13 protein-coding genes are annotated in these 13,584 nt (G+C 76.2%); 9 read left to right on the top strand and 4 right to left on the bottom strand.

The window, feature by feature from the left end; all coding sequences use genetic code 11:
* Positions 1 to 77: 77 nt before the first annotated feature.
* Positions 78 to 611 (bottom strand): PaaI family thioesterase, encoded by a 534-nt coding sequence (locus tag ACFY3U_RS10040; RefSeq protein ID WP_387197979.1) that lies wholly within the window; start codon positions 609 to 611, stop codon positions 78 to 80.
* Positions 612 to 667: 56 nt separating this feature from the next.
* Between ACFY3U_RS10040 and ACFY3U_RS10035 the strand changes: the two genes are divergently transcribed.
* Complete coding sequence (locus ACFY3U_RS10035) at positions 668 to 1,144, top strand: winged helix-turn-helix transcriptional regulator (RefSeq protein WP_387197976.1); 477 nt, start codon at positions 668 to 670, stop codon at positions 1,142 to 1,144.
* Between the two features lie 24 nt (positions 1,145 to 1,168).
* Here the strand turns inward: ACFY3U_RS10035 and ACFY3U_RS10030 are convergent, their stop codons facing one another.
* Entirely contained in the window at positions 1,169 to 1,537 is a 369-nt protein-coding gene (locus tag ACFY3U_RS10030) for a UBP-type zinc finger domain-containing protein (RefSeq protein ID WP_387197973.1), read from the bottom strand.
* A gap of 304 nt (positions 1,538 to 1,841) precedes the next feature.
* Between ACFY3U_RS10030 and ACFY3U_RS10025 the strand changes: the two genes are divergently transcribed.
* A complete protein-coding gene (locus ACFY3U_RS10025) occupies positions 1,842 to 2,891 on the top strand; it encodes a S1 family peptidase (RefSeq protein ID WP_387197970.1) in 1,050 nt (349 codons plus the stop codon).
* 111 nt (positions 2,892 to 3,002) lie between these two features.
* Here ACFY3U_RS10025 and ACFY3U_RS10020 read toward each other — a convergent pair whose 3' ends face one another.
* Positions 3,003 to 3,683, bottom strand: a complete 681-nt coding sequence (locus ACFY3U_RS10020; RefSeq protein WP_387197968.1) for a DUF998 domain-containing protein — start codon at positions 3,681 to 3,683, stop codon at positions 3,003 to 3,005.
* A 141-nt stretch (positions 3,684 to 3,824) separates the two neighbouring features.
* Between ACFY3U_RS10020 and aspS the strand changes: the two genes are divergently transcribed.
* From aspS to ACFY3U_RS10000, 4 genes are all read left to right on the top strand, one after another.
* Positions 3,825 to 5,630, top strand: coding sequence for an aspartate--tRNA ligase (gene aspS / locus ACFY3U_RS10015; protein WP_387197965.1), 1,806 nt, complete (start codon positions 3,825 to 3,827; stop codon positions 5,628 to 5,630).
* Between the two features lie 114 nt (positions 5,631 to 5,744).
* Positions 5,745 to 6,557, top strand: a complete 813-nt coding sequence (locus ACFY3U_RS10010) for an SDR family oxidoreductase (protein ID WP_387197962.1) — start codon at positions 5,745 to 5,747, stop codon at positions 6,555 to 6,557.
* Between the two features lie 85 nt (positions 6,558 to 6,642).
* Entirely contained in the window at positions 6,643 to 7,254 is a 612-nt protein-coding gene (locus ACFY3U_RS10005) for a helix-turn-helix domain-containing protein (protein ID WP_387197959.1), read from the top strand.
* On the top strand, positions 7,251 to 8,525 hold the full coding sequence (locus ACFY3U_RS10000) for an MFS transporter (protein WP_387197957.1): 1,275 nt from the start codon (positions 7,251 to 7,253) through the stop codon (positions 8,523 to 8,525). Before ACFY3U_RS10005 ends, ACFY3U_RS10000 begins: the two co-directional genes overlap by 4 nt.
* On the opposite strand, the gene ACFY3U_RS09995 is transcribed toward ACFY3U_RS10000, so the two are convergent.
* The gene (locus tag ACFY3U_RS09995) at positions 8,483 to 9,223 is read right to left on the bottom strand and encodes a GNAT family N-acetyltransferase (RefSeq protein ID WP_387197954.1); all 741 of its coding nucleotides are present in this window, start codon (positions 9,221 to 9,223) and stop codon (positions 8,483 to 8,485) included. The two genes, ACFY3U_RS10000 and ACFY3U_RS09995, sit on opposite strands and share 43 nt — an antisense overlap.
* 127 nt (positions 9,224 to 9,350) lie before the next feature.
* Between ACFY3U_RS09995 and ACFY3U_RS09990 the strand changes: the two genes are divergently transcribed.
* From ACFY3U_RS09990 to ACFY3U_RS09980, 3 genes are all read left to right on the top strand, one after another.
* On the top strand, positions 9,351 to 9,563 hold the full coding sequence (locus ACFY3U_RS09990) for a hypothetical protein (RefSeq protein ID WP_387197951.1): 213 nt from the start codon (positions 9,351 to 9,353) through the stop codon (positions 9,561 to 9,563).
* A gap of 74 nt (positions 9,564 to 9,637) precedes the next feature.
* Positions 9,638 to 11,134 (top strand): replication-associated recombination protein A, encoded by a 1,497-nt coding sequence (locus ACFY3U_RS09985; protein ID WP_387197948.1) that lies wholly within the window; start codon positions 9,638 to 9,640, stop codon positions 11,132 to 11,134.
* 2,261 nt (positions 11,135 to 13,395) lie between these two features.
* On the top strand, positions 13,396 to 13,584 hold a 189-nt coding region (locus tag ACFY3U_RS09980), incomplete at its 3' end, for a hypothetical protein (RefSeq protein WP_387197945.1).

Genomic DNA, 13,584 nt, shown 5'->3' with positions numbered 1-13,584 from the left:
TGCACTTGTTGCCCCCGGCAAAAGGGGCATGAGCCGCATCTCGCGGGCCATAAGTGCAAGATCGCCGGAGTTGCGGGTCAGGCGGGAGTTGCGGGTCGGGCGGGTTGGTCGAGGGGGAGGAGGAGGCAGGTTGAGGTGGCGTGGGCGATGAGGCGGGACTGGGCGTCGGTCAGTTTCGCCTCGGCCAGGGCGGTGCGGCGGCCGCGTTGCAGGACGGTTCCCTCGCAGCGCAGGGTGCCGCTGGCCACCGTGACCGGGCGGAGGAACTTCACGTTCAGGTCGAGCGAGGTGTAGCCGACGCCGGCCGGCAGGGTGGTGTGCACGGCGCACGCCGCGGCGGTGTCCAGCAGGGTGGAGATGACTCCACCGTGGACGGTGCCGAGCGGGTTGTAGTGGAACTCCTGCGGCACCAGCTCGACCGCGACCCGGCCCTCGTCGGCCTCCATCCGGGCCATGTCCATCAGGTGGAAGATCGGCGGCCCGGCCAGCTCGCCGGCGATCATCGCCCGCAGCAGCTCCAGGCCGCCGCGCCGGCCGACGTGCGCGGCGCCGGCCACCGGGTCGGACCAGGAGAAGGTGCGGCTCCGCGTCGGATCCTGCGTCTGAGTCATGGACTCAGCCTGGCAGCGCGTTGCTGAGTCTGTCAATCAGACCTAGCCTGGTCGTCATGAGACCCGCGGCGCTGGACTGGTCGGTGGAGAACTGCACCATCGCCCGCGCGATGGAGATCCTGGGCGAGCGGTGGACGCTGGTGGTGCTGCGCGAGGTGTTCAACGGCGTCCGCCGCTTCGACGACATGCGGGTCCGCACCGGCGTGCCGCGCCAGGTGCTCACCAACCGGCTGAGCACGCTGGTCGGGCAGGGGGTGCTGCGCCGGGAGCCGTACCGGGAGCCCGGCAGCCGGGTGCGTCACGAGTACCGGCTCACCGCCAAGGGGCTCGACCTCTGGCCGGTGCTGGTGGCGGTGCTCGGCTGGGGCGACCGCTACCTGGCCGACCCGGACGGCTCGCCGCTGAGCGTCGGGCACCGCGACTGCGGCGCCGAGGTGCACGCCGAACTGCGCTGCACCGCCGGTCATCCGGTCACCGAGCCACGCGACGTGGTGCCGCGCCCCGGCCCCGGAGCCCGCCGCCGCGTCGCCTGACGGCTCGCCGCCGCGGCGGTCGGCTCAGTGCAGTCGGGTACGCCAGTCCTGCGGCACCCGACCGCGGGGGCCGGGGACGGGCTGGTCGGCGGGGCGCGACCGTGGCTCGGTCAGCTCCGGCCCGTCGTCGTACAGCGTCTCGGTGGCGTAGTCCCAGAACCACGACTCGCCGGGCTCGAAGCTCTGCACCACCGGGTGACCGCTGGCCGTGGCGTGGGCGGTCGCGTGCCGGCTCGGTGAGGAGTCGCAGCAGCCGACGTGTCCGCAGGCCGCGCAGCGGCGCAGGTGGAACCACCAGCCGCCGGCGGATTCGCAGTCCGCGCAGCCCGGGCCGCTCGGCGGCACGGCCGGATCGATCGCCGCCGTCGCCTGCGGCTCGACCTGGTCACCCATGATGTCCTCCCCGACGTACGGGCCCGGTCCGTGGCCGGTCGGGCCCGCCTCGCAGTCTGGCATCCGCGGCCACGGTTCGCATCCGCCCCGGTCGCCGTGCCTTGAGGGGTGGCCCGCTGTGTCCGCCGTGTTGCGGACCGGTTGCCGGACGCGGCCGGATGAAGTCGGGCAAAGCGATGCCTTGCACACGATCTTAAATATGTGAATACTTCAGTAACCCGGACGGTTTCCCCAGGTCGGCCGGGTTGTCCTCGGGCGCGTCACCCCCGTCGCCGCCCGTCGCTCCCTCGCAGGAGGTTCTTGCATGCGACCCACGAGGTCCTCGCTCCGCCGCGTCGCCGCCGTCGCCATGGCCGGCACCCTGGTCACCGGCGCGCTGCTGGGCGCGCCCGCCCAGGCGGCCCCCGCCTCTCCCGCCTCCCCCGACGCCGCCGCCGGTCTCGCCGCCAACCTCGGCGACCGGGCCGCCGGCGCGTACGCCGACGCCAGCGGCAAGATGGTCGTCGCGGTCACCGACGCCGCGGCCGCCCGCCAGGTGCGCGCCGCCGGCGCCACCCCGAAGCTCGTCACCCGGGGTGCCGCCACCCTGCGGGCCGCCACCTCCGAGCTGGAGCGGTCGGCGAAGGTCCCCGGCACCGCGTGGTGGACCGACGCGGCCACCAACCAGGTCGTCGTCTCCGTCGACCGGACCGTCACCGGCGCCAAGCTGGCCCGGGTCAAGGCCGCGGCCAACCGGCTGAACGGCACCGTCCGGGTCGAGAGCGAGCCCGGCGTCTACAGCAAGCGGCTCTCCGGCGGCCAGGCCATCTACACCGGCGGCTACCGCTGCTCGCTCGGCTTCAACGTCCGCAGCGGCAGCACCTACTACTTCCTCACCGCCGGGCACTGCACCAACCTCGGCACGACCTGGTACTCCAACTCCAGCCAGAGCACCGTGCTGGGCACCCGGGCCGGCACCAGCTTCCCGGGCAACGACTACGGCATCGTGCGCTACACCAACGGCACCACGCCGCCCGGCAACGTCTACCTCTACAACGGCAGCTACCAGGACATCACCGCTGCCGGCAACGCGTACGTCGGCCAGTCCGTCCAGCGCAGCGGCAGCACCACGGGCCTGCGCGGCGGCAGCGTCACCGCGCTCAACGCGACGGTCAACTACGCCGAGGGCTCCGTCTCCGGCCTGATCCGAACCACGGTCTGCGCCGAGGGCGGCGACAGCGGCGGCTCGCTCTTCGCCGGCTCGACCGCGCTGGGCCTGACCTCCGGCGGCAGCGGCAACTGCTCCTCCGGCGGCACCACCTTCTTCCAGCCGGTCACCGAGCCGCTGAGCGTCTACGGCGTCAGCGTCTACTGATCGACCGACCAGGGGCGGGCCACCGGGCGACCGGTGGCCCGCCTTCCGGCGTGCGTCGGCTGCTGGTCGACGTCCCCGACGCCCAGAGCGTCGAGGAGCGCGCCCGGGCGCTCACCGAGGGGCCGGTGCGGGTGAACCACCCGCTGCCGGCCGATCCGGCCGACTGAGCACGGCCACCACCAGCAGCGGCGCGACCGCCTCCGCGCCGGCGGTCAGCCGCTCGGTCAGCCCGATCCACCCACCGCCGCCGGTCAGCTCCACCACGAACCAGCCCACCAGGATCAGCAGGAGCGCGGCCAGGGCGTGACCGGCGGCGCGCCCCCGGCCCGCCGCGCCCGGGCCGGGGGAGGAGCCGGTGGTCGTACCCGGGGAAGCCGGCGCGGCGGTCCCGGCCGGGCGGCGGGCGGGCCCGGCGAGCGCCGGCCAGAGGGCCAGCGCGCCGAACGCGACGGCCGCGGCGACCCCGTGCGCGGTCGACGAGCCGCCCCCGCTCGGCAACGGAGAGGCCGCCACCGCGATCGTGGCGATCCCGCCCAGAGCCAGCAGCAGCCGGCCCGGCGACCGCACCGGTCGCAGTCCGGCCGCGGTCACGCAGTGGCACAGGCCGAGACCGGCCAGGGCGAGCGTCATCACCCACCGGTCGGCGGCGTCCCGCGCGGCCAGCGCGCTGATCGTCCCGGAGACCTGGTCGAAGCCGCCGGGCTGCCGGGCCGCGGCCAGCATCCAACCGCCGATCAGCAGGATCGGGGCCAGGGCGGCGGAGACCAGGGCCCACCGGGGTACGGGACGCATCCGGCACACGGTACGCAGCCCCCTGCGGCCGGCGCGCCGGGCGGCCGGGCCGCCGCATCCGCGCCCGGTGCCAGCCCGCCCGGGGTCACCCTGACAGAATGCGAGGAGCAGAGGTGTACCGCAGATGAGGAGACGCAAGTCGTGATCCGTACCCATGACGCCGGCAGCCTGCGCGCGACGGACGCCGGCACCACGGTGACGCTCGCCGGGTGGGTGGCCCGCCGGCGCGACCACGGCGGTGTCATCTTCGTCGACCTGCGCGACGGCTCCGGCGTGGTCCAGGTGGTGTTCCGCGAGGAGGACGCGCACGCGCTGCGCAACGAGTTCTGCGTCAAGGTCACCGGCGAGGTGACCCGCCGCCCCGAGGGCAACGAGAACCCGGAGCTGCCCACCGGCGAGGTCGAGGTGACCGCCCGCGAGCTGGAGGTGCTCTCCGAGGCCGCGCCGCTGCCGCTGCCGGTCGACGACCAGATCGAGGCCGGCGACGACATCCGGCTCCGGTACCGCTACCTGGACCTGCGCCGCAGCGGCCCGGCGAACGCGCTGCGGCTGCGCTCGCGGGCCAGCCAACTGGCCCGGGGCGTGCTGCACGAGCGCGACTTCCTGGAGATCGAGACCCCGACGCTGACCCGCTCCACCCCCGAGGGCGCCCGCGACTTCCTGGTCCCGGTCCGGCTCCAGCCGGGCAGCTGGTACGCCCTGCCGCAGTCCCCCCAGCTGTTCAAGCAGCTGCTGATGGTCGGCGGCATGGAGCGGTACTACCAGATCGCCCGCTGCTACCGGGACGAGGACTTCCGCGCCGACCGGCAGCCGGAGTTCACCCAGCTCGACATCGAGATGTCCTTCGTCACCGAGGACGACGTGATCGACCTCGGCGAGGCGATCGTCTCGGCGCTCTGGAAGGACCTGGCCGGGCACGAGATCACCCGGCCGATCCCGCGGATCACCTGGCACGACGCGATGGCCCGGTACGGCTCGGACAAGCCGGACCTGCGCTACGGCCTGGAGCTGACCGAGCTGACCGAATACCTGCGCGGCACCGCGTTCCGGGTGTTCGCCGGCGCGATCGACGCGGGCGGGTACGTCGGTGCGGTGGTGATGCCGGGCGGCGCGAGCCAGACCCGTAAGGAGCTGGACGGCTGGCAGGACTGGGCCAAGGCGCGCGGCGCCCGGGGCCTGGCGTACGTGGTGCTCGACGCGGAGACCGGCGAGGCGCGCGGCCCGGTGGCGAAGAACCTGTCCGAGGCGCACCTGGCCGGGTTGGCCGACGCGGTCGGCGCCAAGCCGGGCGACGCGGTCTTCTTCGCGGCCAGCACGAACACCCGGGAGGCGCAGGAGCTGCTCGGCGCGGCCCGGATCGAGATCGCCAAGCGGGCCAACCTGATCGACGAGAGTGCCTGGGCGTTCTGCTGGGTGGTCGACGCACCGATGTTCGAACGCACGGACGAGGGCGGCTGGACGGCGGTGCACCACCCGTTCACCTCCCCGAACGCCGAGTGGGTGGACCGGTTCGAAGAGGCGCCCGACCGGGCGCTGGCGTACGCGTACGACATCGTCTGCAACGGCAACGAGATCGGCGGCGGCTCGATCCGTATCCACCGGGGTGACGTGCAGCAGCGGGTCTTCGACCTGCTCGGGATCACCCCCGAGGAGGCGCAGGACAAGTTCGGCTTCCTGCTGGAGGCGTTCAAGTACGGCGCCCCGCCGCACGGTGGCATCGCGTTCGGCTGGGACCGGGTCTGCATGCTGCTCGCCGGCGCGGACTCGATCCGCGAGGTGATCGCGTTCCCGAAGACCCGGGGCGGCTTCGACCCGCTGACCGGCGCGCCGACGCCGATCACCGGCCAGCAGCGCGCCGAGGCGGGCATCGACGCCAAGCCGAAGCCGCCGGCCGGCCCGCACACCGGCACCGCCGGCCCGGCGGCCCCGGTGGCCGACCCGGTCTGACCGCGTACGCCCGGACCTGCCCGGGTCACCGGCCCGCCTGGACACCATGATCGGGAGGTCTGCGTCATGATGACGCGGACCTCCCGATCGTCGTATCCGGAAAGGCGGGACGTGATGACGCTGCTGGTGGTGGGGGCGGGCGGATTCCTCGGCGGTGAGGTGTGCCGGCGGGCGGTGGCCGCCGGACGGGCGGTGGTGGGCACCTGGCACCGCAGCCCGGTGGACCTGCCCGGCGTCGCGGCACGGCGGCTGGACGTGACCGACCGGGAGGCGGTGCGCCGGCTGGTCGCCGACGTCCGGCCGGACGCCGTGGTCGGCACGCCCTACTGCAACGACGACTGGGCGGTCACCGCGGACGGCGCGGCCACCATCGCGTACGCCGCCGCCGAGGTGGGGGCGCGGCTGGTGCACCTGTCCAGCGACGCGCTGCACGCCGGCCGGCCCGAGCCTTACGGCGACGACGAGCCGCCCAGCCCGATCCACTTCTACGGGGCGGCGAAGGCGGCGGCGGAGACGGCGGTGCGGGCGATCGACCCGTCGGCCGTGCTGGTGCGTACCTCGCTGATCGTGGGGGAGGGCAGCAAGCAGATCCAGCTCTGCCGGGACGCGCTCGCCGGCCGGGGCACCCTCTTCACCGACGAGCTGCGCTGCCCGATCGATGTGACCGACCTGGCCGACGCGGTCCTCGAGCTGGTCGATGTGTCGTACGCCGGGGTGCTCAACGTGGTCGGCCCGGACGCGGTCAGCCGGGCCGAGCTGGGCCTGCTGGTGGCCCGGCGCGAGGGGCTCGACCCGGCCGGGTTGAAGACCACCGCCGGCGCCGCGCTCGGCCTGGTCCGCCCCACCGAGGTACGCCTCGACTCCACCCGCGCCGCCGGCCTGCTCAGCACCCGTTTGCGCGGCGTCACCGAACTGCTCTCCGCCTGACGGCCCGACCATCCCCTCTCTCCCGACACACACTTTCTGTGCACAACTATTGTGCACAGAAAGTGTGCATAGATATCATGCATGCATGGAGAGCGAACAGTCCCGGTCCGCGTCCCGCCGGGTGCGGCTGGACCACCGGCAGGTGCGCGTGCTCGCCCATCCGCTGCGGATGCGCCTGGTCGGCGCGCTGCGGGTGAACGGGCCGGCCACCGCCACCCGGCTGGCCGAGCTGCTCGGCACCAACACCGGCGCGACCAGCTACCACCTGCGCCAGCTCGCCGAGGTCGGCCTGGTGATCGAGGACCTGGACCTGGGCACCGGGCGGCAGCGGTTCTGGCGGGCCGCGCACGACGTCACCAGCTGGGAGGCCAGCGACTACGACGACGATCCGGACGCCCGCGCCGCCATCGAGTGGATCGAGGCGGACGTCGTCCGCTACTTCACCCACCACGCCGAGCAGTGGGCCGCCCGCCGCGACGAGTGGTCCGCCGCGTGGCGCGACGCGTTCGGCCTGGGCGACTTCTTCCTACGGATCCCGGCCGCCCGCCTGGAGGCGATCAAGGCGGAGGTCTTCGCGCTCTTCGAGCGGCACCGGGACGAGACCGACCCGGACGATCCCGACGGCGAGATGGTGCAGCTCTATCTCGCCGCCTTCCCGCTGGCCCCCGTCCCGCCGCCCGTCGAGGAGCAGCCGTGAGCGCGCTGTCCGTACGTCGGGTCCGGTTCCGCTATCTAACCCTCTACGGCCTGCGCTGGCTGCCCAGCGGCCTGATGGTCCCGGTGATGATCCTGCTGATGCAGGAGCGTGGCCTGTCGCTGGCCCAGATCGGCCTGGTCGCCACCGCGCAGGGCCTGGTGGTGCTGGCGCTGGAGCTGCCCACCGGCGGCTTCGCCGACGCCCTCGGCCGCAAGCCGGTGCTGCTGGTTGCCTGGCTGGTCAGCCTGGTCTCCCTGGCGCTGTTCGCGGTGGCCGACACCTTCTGGCTGTTCTTCCTGGTATGGGCGTTGCAGGGCGTCTACCGGGCGCTGGACAGCGGCCCCCTGGAGTCCTGGTACGTCGACGCCACCCTGGCCGCCGACCCGGACGCCGAGTACGAGCGGGGCCTCGGCTGGGCCGGCACCGCGAGCGGCGTCGCCATGGGCGCGGGCGCGCTGCTCAGCGGCGGACTGATCGCGCTCGGCCCGTTCGGCCCGGTCTCCGCGCTGACCGGACCGGTCCTGGTCGCGATCGTGCTCCAGGCGGTGTCCCTGGGGGCGCTGCTGGTCCTGCTGCGGGAGACCCGACCGGCCGGAGGCGCGGGAACGCTGCGCGCCTCGATGGTCGAGGCGCCCCGGATGGTCGGGCAGGCCCTGGGTCTACTGCGCCGCTCCCGGGTGCTGCTCGCCCTGGTCACCGTCGAGCTGTTCTGGGGCTTCGGCATGGTCACCTTCGAGTCGCTGCTGCCGGTCCGGCTGGCCGAGGTGGTCGGCGACACCGACCGGGCGGCCGCCCTGCTCGGCCCGGCCGCCTCGGCGGCCTGGCTGGCCAACGCGGCGGGCGCCGCGCTGACCCCCCTGCTGCTGCGCCGGCTCAGGGCGGCGCCCGCCGCCGCCCTGCTGCGCATCCTCCAGGGCCTCACGGTGGTCGGGATGGGCCTGCTCGCCGGGCCGGTCGGGGTGCTCGTCGCCTACCTGGCCTGCTACACCGTGCACGGCGCGTCGAACCCGCTGCACATGGGGCTGCTGCACCGTCAGGTCGACGGGCCGTACCGGACCAGCGTGCTGTCGCTGAACTCGATGATGTCCCAGCCCGGCGGGGCGATCGGCATGGTGGCGCTCACCGCCTTGGCGGACGCCACCAGCGTCAGCACCGCGATGCTGGTCGGCGCGGGAGCGCTGGCGGTGGCCGCGCCGCTCTACCTGCCGGCCTGGCGGGCCGGCCGGGCTCAGCCCAGCACGACGGAGGTGCGCGGCTCGGTGCCGGTGTAGCCGAGCCGGCGGTACAACCGGATCGCGCCGACGTTCGCCGTGTACACCCCGAGCGCCACCACGTCGTGCCGGGCGGCCAGGGCCCGGGTCATTCCGGCGGTCAGCGCCGCGCCCAGCCCGCGCCCTCGGCGCTCGGGCGCCACGGTCAGGCCGGCGAGGTAACCGACGCCACCCCGGCTGCGGTCCGCGCCGCAGGCGACCAGCCGGTCGCCGTCCCGGATGCCGTACCAGTCGACGATCTTCGGGTCGCCGGGCCGGGACGTGGTGCTCGGGAAGGCCCGGTCGATCAGCTCGGCCAGCGCCGGGTGGTCGGCCTCGGTGAGGCGTACCACCCGGTCCTGGCCGGACTGCGGGGGCGGCGGGGCGGCGCTCCAGAGGAAGTCCCACTCGTCCAGCCGGGCCACCGGTAGCCGGTCGGCCACCTCCGCGCGGGGCAGCCGCGGCAGCCGGACGTACTGGCCGGCCCGCAACGTCCCGTCGGCCACCACCGCGGCCAGCAGGTCCAGCGCCGGACCGGCCGGCCCGAGGGAGTCGGCCGTGAGCCCCCAGTCCATCGGCAGCAGCCAGCAGACCGCCCCGTCCCGGCGCCAGCCGCGTGCCCGCGAACCGTGGGCGAGGGCGAACCGGGCGTACGGGTGGTGGTCGACGGCGGCGAGCAGGGCGTCCCGGCCCACCAGCTCCTGGTCGACAGTGATCACGCGTTCAGCGTACGAGAAGGGCGGCCGGAATCCGCCGGCCCCGGCCGGTCGAGGATGGAGATTGACGAACAGACCGATTGGGTACATCAGGCGCCGACCTACTGGGAACCCCCACCGGAGGACACGGATGCTCGCCATTCTCGCCGCCATCGTCTTCGGCTTCGCGCTGCTGCTCGACTTCATGAACACGAACCTCGGCGCCCCCGATCTGTTCAGCACCTCGACGCTGATGCTGATCGGCTTCCTGCTGCTCTCGCTCTACCTCGCCGGGGTCGGCAGCGGCCCGCGCGGTGGCGGCGGCGGCCGTTGGTACCGGGGCCGTCGTCCCGGCCGCGGCTGACCGCAACCGATCAGGCCGGCCCGGCCCGCGGCGCGATTCCGGCGTCGTCGGCCGGGCCCGGTACTGTCTTCCCGATGGAGTCCGACGCCCTCTTCACCTTCGGTGAACCTGCCGGAGCGCCCAGCGCTCCCGCGGGTTCACCCGCGGTGGACGGCTTCACCGCCGTCGGCGCGGACGCCCCGCTGCCGGTCCGGATGCGCCCGGCCAGCATCGACGAGCTGATCGGTCAGGAGCATCTGCTGGCGCCCGGCGCGCCGCTGCGCCAGCTGGTCGGCGGCGGCGCCGCCCTGTCGGTGATCCTCTGGGGGCCACCGGGCAGCGGCAAGACCACCATCGCGCACCTGGTGGCCCGTGCCACCGACCGCCGGTTCGTGGCCATGTCGGCGCTCTCCGCCGGGGTCAAGGACGTCCGGGCGGTGATCGACACCGCCCGCCGCCAGCGGCGCTCCGGCGGGCCGCAGACCGTGCTCTTCATCGACGAGGTGCACCGGTTCAGCAAGACCCAGCAGGATTCCCTGCTCGCCGCGGTGGAGGACCGCACGGTCACGCTGCTCGCGGCCACCACCGAGAACCCGTACTTCTCGGTGATCTCCCCGCTGCTGTCGCGGTGCGTGCTGCTCACCCTCCAGCCGCTGGACGAGGCGGCCGTCCGCGGGCTGCTGCGCCGCGCGGTCACCGACGAGCGCGGCCTGCGCGGCGCCCTCACCCTCGAAGCCGAGGCCGAGGACCACCTGGTCCGCCTGGCCGGCGGCGACGTGCGCAAGGCGCTGACCGCGCTGGAGGCGGCCGCGGCCACCGCCACCGCCCTCGGCGCCAACCGGATCGACCTGGCCACCACCGAGCAGGCGGTCGACGTGGCCGCCGTCCGCTACGACCGTGACGGCGACGCCCACTACGACGTGACCAGCGCGTTCATCAAGAGCATGCGCGGCTCCGACGTGGACGCCGCGCTGCACTGGCTGGCCCGGATGCTGGTCGCCGGCGAGGACGCCCGGTTCATCGCCCGTCGACTGGTGATCTTCGCGAGCGAGGACGTCGGGATGGCCGATCCCGGGGCGTTGGGCGTGGCCACCGCCGCCGCCCACGCGGTGGAGTACGTCGGGCTGCCCGAGGCCCAGCTCAACCTCGCCCAGGCCGTCATCCACCTGGCCACCGCGCCCAAGTCGAACTCGGCCACCACCGCGATCGGCGCCGCCATCGCCGACGTACGGGCCGGTCGGGGCGGCTCGGTGCCGCGCGGCCTGCGCGACGCGCACTACGCCGGGGCCCGCGGCCTGGGCCACGGCCGCGGCTACCGCTACCCGCACGACGACCAGCGCGGGGTGGTCACCCAGCAGTACGCTCCCGACGACCTCGTGGGGACCGACTACTACCGGCCCAGCGGGCACGGCGCCGAGCGGTCGGTGGCCGCCCGGCTGCCGGTGCTGCGCCGGATCGTCCGGGGGTCGTCCGCCCCGTCGCGCACCGACGGGCCGGAGTCGGTGGTGAACGGCCGCCACCCGTCGGGCGCGGGGAACGCCGGCGGCGCGCAGGAGGACGGCGCTGACGCCGTCGGGGAGGGTCAGCTGTGACTTCGCGTGGTGAGGAGCGACCGCAGGACGGTCCGGACGAGCGGCGGGACCCGCGTGGCAAGGGCCGCCGCTGGGGTCGCGGGCGTGCCGAGGAGCCGCCGCCCGAGCCCTCCGGCGAGGAGTTCGGCTGGATCGACGACCTGCGTACCGCCAAGCAGCAGCGCGGCGAACTGGGTCCCGGCGGCGACCCGGCCGGGCCGCCGCCCGGTGCGCCCACGCCGCCGTCCGGTGGTCGCGGCCCCGCCACGCCGCCCGGCGGCGCACGCCCGCCGGGCCCGCGTACGACCGGCCCGCTGCCCCGCCCGGACGCCCCGGTGCCCGGACGCCCCCGCCCCGACCAGGCGCCCGGCCGGCCCCCGGCCGGCGCCGACGGCCCACCTTCGCCCCGTCCCGCGCCGCGCCCGACCGGCCCGACCCCCGGCCGCGGCGGCGCCGGTGGTCAGGCCACCCCACCGGTACGCGGCGGCTGGCCGGCCGCCCCCGAGCAGCGCCCCCGTCCCGGCGAGGGAGTCTGGCCGGGCGCCGCCGTCACCGGTCGCCCCGGTTCGCCCGGCGCCGAGCGGTCCCAGCCGGACGGTCCGGTCGTGCCCGGGTCGGGCGCCGGTCCCGCCCGCGCTCCCGGCTCGGGCCGCGCGCCCGCCCCCGGTCCGGCTCCGGCGGCCGGTCGGTCCGCTCCGCCTGCCGGCGCACCGGGGCCCGGTGCGGCCCGACCGGCCTCCGGTGGTGCCCGGCCGGCCCCGGGCGGTGCCCGACCCGCGCCCGGTGGATCGGGAGCGGCGCCCGGTGGCGCCGCACCTGTCTCCGGTGGCGCCGGGCCGGCTCCCGGCGCAGCGGCCGGCCCGACGACGGGTCGGGGTGCCTCCCGCCCACCGGCGGATCGGACCGATCCCGCGTTCCGCGGCGGGCCCGCCCGGCCGGCCCGGGGTGGTTTCCCGGCCGATCCGGGCCAGCCGCTCCCGCCGGGCTCCACGGGGCCCGCGACCGCCCGCGGCGGCTTCCCGGTGGATCCCGGGCAGCCGGCCCCGACCGCCGGCGCGCCCCGGCCAGGGCCGTCCGCTCCGGTGAGCGGTGGCCCGCGCCCGGCCTCCCCGCAGCCGCGTACCGGGCGTACCCGCCCAGCCCCCGGTGACCCGGCGTTCGACGCTCCCTCCGGGGACCTGCGGCGGCCCGGGCCGGGGGCGGCGGATCGGCGCGCCGGTCGGCGCCGTGCCGCGGAACCCGACGAGCCGGTGGTGCCGCTGACCGGAAACGCCCCGCCGCTGCCGGGCACCGTCCCGCCGCCCGGCGCGGGGAGACCCGACGGCACCGGCCGCCGCGGGCCGCTCGCCGCGGGGGACGACGAATCGACCGGTCGCCGCGCCGCCGTGCGGCCGGACGGCGAGGAGACCACCGGCCGGCGGGCTGCCGTGCGGCCAGGCGCCGAGGAGACCACCGGCCGGCGGGCTGCCGTGCGGCCGGACGCGGAGGTGAGCACCGGTCGCCGGGCTGCCGTGCGGCCGGATGGCGAGGAGACGACCGGTCGTCGGGCCGCCCGCAGTGAGACGGGTGGGGGGGCCCGGGGCGATCGTCCCGAGCGGCCGGCGGACTGGCTGCGCCAGGCGGGGCGCACCTCGCACACCGACCCGGCCCTGCCCGCCATCGACCGGCCCGCGTCGCGGGCCGGCGCCGCCGCCGTACCGCCGGCTGCGGACGGACCGGCCAGGAGCAGGGGAAGCGCGCCCACCGGTCGGGCCCGTCCGGGCGCCGAGCCGCCGACGCCGCGCCCGGTCGGCGAACCGCCCGCGCCGCGAGCGGCCGGCGATCCGCCGGCGCCCCGGCCCGGCGCGGAGCCGCCCGCGTCGCGAGCGGGTGCGGCGACGGCCGGCCCGCGGACGGACGGGCCCCGGCCCGGCGCGACCGGCCCGGCCCGAGGAGCCGCCCGCCCCGGAACGCCCCTGCCGGACGGGCTCCGGCGGGAGGGCCCGGGATCGGACGCCCGCCGGCCCGATGCCGGGCCACGCCCCGACGCGGGACGCGACGGCGCACGACCCGGCGGTTCGGCCACCGACGCGGCGGGGAACGGTCCACTTCGGGACGGTGGCGGCGCCCGCCCGCACTCCGATGTCGCTACGTCCCCGGGGCGGCCCGGTGCGCCCGGCCCGGCCCGGGGTGCCGCCCGCCCGGCCGGCGCCGCCCGGCCCGTGCCGCCCGACGACCCGCGGCGCACCGGGCCGCAGGCTCCGGACGGACCGCGCGGCGGCGCGCCCGCCGGCGTCGCCGCGGTGGCCGGACCGCCCGCGGTCGCCCGGGCCGCCGCGCCGGCCCGGCCCGGCGACGACGAGAACTCGGGCCGGATCGCCCGTCCCCGGCCGGGTGACGACGAGAACTCGGGCCGGATCGCCCGTCCCCGGCCGGGTGACGACGAGAACTCGGGCCGGATCGCCCGTCCCCGGCCGGGTGACGACGAGAAA

Source organism: Micromonospora sp. NPDC000089 (assembly GCF_042899365.1).
Classification (GTDB): Bacteria; Actinomycetota; Actinomycetes; order Mycobacteriales; family Micromonosporaceae; genus Micromonospora.
This window is presented reverse-complemented; position numbering and strand designations above follow the sequence as displayed.